This is a genomic window from Streptomyces flavofungini (assembly GCF_041028215.1).
GTDB lineage: Bacteria > Actinomycetota > Actinomycetes > Streptomycetales > Streptomycetaceae > Streptomyces > Streptomyces flavofungini_B.
Genome location: NZ_JASKYR010000901.1, coordinates 1 through 2862, shown reverse-complemented (window position 1 = coordinate 2862; position 2862 = coordinate 1). Strand labels below are relative to the sequence as shown.

General features: G+C 72.7%; 3 protein-coding genes and 1 pseudogene. 1 reads left to right on the top strand and 3 read right to left on the bottom strand.

What is annotated here, in order from left to right; genetic code table 11:
• Window positions 1–822: pseudogene (locus AB8Z36_RS36260) on the bottom strand (hypothetical protein); the annotation flags it as partial.
• A gap of 150 nt (window positions 823–972) precedes the next feature.
• Window positions 973–1131 carry a hypothetical protein gene (locus tag AB8Z36_RS36255; RefSeq protein WP_369217645.1) on the bottom strand — a complete coding sequence of 53 codons (159 nt, stop codon included), beginning with the start codon at window positions 1129–1131 and terminating at the stop codon, window positions 973–975.
• Window positions 1132–1379: 248 nt separating this feature from the next.
• Between AB8Z36_RS36255 and AB8Z36_RS36250 the strand changes: the two genes are divergently transcribed.
• The gene (locus AB8Z36_RS36250) at window positions 1380–2354 is read left to right on the top strand and encodes a carbohydrate kinase family protein (RefSeq protein ID WP_369217644.1); all 975 of its coding nucleotides are present in this window, start codon (window positions 1380–1382) and stop codon (window positions 2352–2354) included.
• Between the two features lie 13 nt (window positions 2355–2367).
• Here the strand turns inward: AB8Z36_RS36250 and AB8Z36_RS36245 are convergent.
• Window positions 2368–2862 (bottom strand): sulfurtransferase TusA family protein (locus AB8Z36_RS36245; RefSeq protein WP_369217643.1); only part of this gene is annotated, 495 nt, incomplete at its 5' end.

The window sequence follows — 2862 nt, the reverse complement described above, 5'->3', positions numbered from 1 at the left end:
ACGGCGCCCTTCTCCGGCGCCTTCAACTGGCCGCTGCCGCCTACCACTTCGCCGTCCGGGCCGATCTGGACGCCGGTCGACCAGCCGTACGTCGGCAGGCCGCCCACCTKCGGGTCCGCGTKCACCACGCGGACGGCGGCCCATGAGCTGACGGGCGTCCAGCTTCGCGTCGTCCTGCCCGAGCGCCTTGAGCACCGGCGCGGCGGCGTCCTTGGCGGCACGCTCACTCACCGCGTCGCCCAGCTCGCCGCCCGGCGCCGACGAGGTCGCCGAGCAGGGCTTGCCCTTCGGGCAGTTGTCGGTGCCGCCGGTGCCGTGCCGCGCGTACGTCCAGGTGCCGGGCGCCTGCTTGTACACCTGGAGGGAGGGCCCGGAACCGTCCTTGCCGGGGGCCACCTTCCAGGCGCCGTCCCGCAGCGTCGGTGTACCGCTCACGCCGAGGGCCTCGGCCAGCTCCGCGACCTCGGCGCGGGTGACCTCGCCGCGCGCGTGGTACACGGCGGCCGAGGCGGGGCCCTTGGGCAGCTCGCCGGTGGCCTTGTACGTGGCGCCGTTCGGGTCGGGCTCGCCCGGCGCGATGCCGGGGCCCTCGCTCTTCCTGTCCCCGTCCGCATAGCCGTCCAGGGCGAGCGGCGGAGGGTTGCCGTCGTCGCCCGCGGGCGCCCCGCCGCCGCGGCTTCCGCCGCCGTCGGACGCGGTCGCCGCGAAGTAGGCGCCACCGCCGCCGATCAGCAGCACGGTGGCCGCGACCGAGGCCACGGCGAGGCGGGACCGCCGCCGCCCCGGTTCGGCCGTCTCATGAACGGATGACTCGGTGCTCACCGCATCGCTCCTTCGACTGCACTGCTGTCCCTGGAAGCCCACGAGCGGGCTTCGTCGTATGCCGGTTCCCCTTTACGGGGGACGGCGATGGGACGCAGCGGGGGAGCGCACGGTTCCATGGGCGCGCGCCGGGCCCGGAACCAGTCTCCCTCAGTCTCCGTACACCGACATGCCGTCGATCAGGCGGGCGGAGGCAGTGGGGACGGTGACGCCGTGGATCAGGGAGGGCGGCACGGGCGCGCTCGCGGCCGCCGCGGGCACCGCCCAGTGCGGGACCATACGGGCGCAGTCGCCGCGCAGCGTCTCCATGCTCTCCGGGTGCTCCGGGCGCTCCGCCCGTCCCCCGCGATCCGGTCGGGCGGGTCGGTCCAGCGGGGGCGTGGCCTGGCGCTTCATGACGGAAACCTCCGGGAGAACGGGCATACCGGAACCGTATGCATCACATCACGCGGGAAAAAAGGCCTACTATCGGGTAGTTTTGCCACTTCAGTGCGGGTGGGTGAACCCGATAGCGTGAACTGTCAACCGCCTGCCTCCCTCCACAGGAGCATCCAGCCGTGCGTATCGCAGTCACCGGCTCCATCGCCACCGACCACCTGATGACCTTCCCCGGCCGCTTCGCCGACCAGCTGGTCGCCGATCAGCTGCACACGGTCTCCCTCTCGTTCCTGGTCGACGCCCTCGACGTACGCAGGGGAGGCGTGGCCGCCAACATCAGCTTCGGCATGGGACAGCTCGGCACGCGGCCGATCCTGGTCGGCGCCGCGGGCTCCGACTTCGACGAGTACCGCGCCTGGCTCGACCGGCACGGCGTGGACACCGCCTCGGTGCGGATCTCCGAGACGCTGCACACCGCCCGCTTCGTCTGCACCACGGACGCCGACCACAACCAGATCGGCTCCTTCTACACCGGTGCCATGAGCGAGGCCCGCCTGATCGAGCTGAAGACGGTGGCCGACCGCGTCGGCGGCCTCGACCTGGTCTCGATCGGCGCCGACGACCCCGAGGCGATGCTCCGGCACACCGAGGAGTGCCGCGCCCGCGCGATCCCCTTCGCCGCCGACTTCTCCCAGCAGATCGCCCGCATGGAGGGCGAGGAGATCCGCACCCTCCTCGACGGCGCCACGTACCTCTTCTCCAACGAGTACGAGAAGGGGCTCATCGAGTCCAAGACCGGCTGGACCGACGCCGAGATCCTCTCCCGGGTCGGGCACCGCGTGACGACCCTCGGCGCCAACGGCGTGCGCATCGAGACCACGGGCCAGGACCCGATCGAGGTCGGCGTCCCCGAGGAGAAGACGAAGGCCGAGCCGACCGGCGTGGGCGACGCGTTCCGCGCGGGCTTCCTCTCCGGCCTCGCCTGGGGCGTCTCGCACGAGCGCGCCGCTCAGGTGGGCTGCATGCTCGCCACCCTGGTCATCGAGACCGTCGGCACCCAGGAGTACGAGCTGCGGCGCAGCGACTTCATGGACCGCTTCACCAAGCAGTACGGCGACGAGGCCGCCGCCGAGGTCCGCGCCCACCTGGCCTGACCGGCCCGCCCGCTCACGAGCTCCGGCGGACCACATAGGCACGGCCGTGGTCCGCCGGCCGCTCGCCCACGTACTCCTGGCCGCGCATCTCGCACCACGCCGGGATGTCGAGCCGTGCCGCCTCGTCGTCGGCGAGCACGGTCACCGTGGCGCCGACCGGCACGTCCCCGATCACCTTCGCCAGTTCGATGACGGGCAGTGGGCACCGCTTGCCGAGGGCGTCCACGACGAGCGACGCCGCCTCGCCGCGCGCGGCCGGGGCGGCCGGAGCCCCCAGTTTCTCGCGCACCCCGGACACGGCGCCGGGCAGGACGCCGAGGAAGCGCTCCACCTCCGCGTCCTGGGTGCCGAAGGGCAGGGAGACGCGGACGTTGCCCTCGCTCAGCACCCCCATCGCCTTGAGCACATGGCTCGGGGTCAGCGTCGAGCTGGTGCACGAGGAGCCGGAGGAGACGGAGAAGCCCGCACGGTCCAGCTCGTGCAGCAGCGTCTCCCCGTCGACATACAG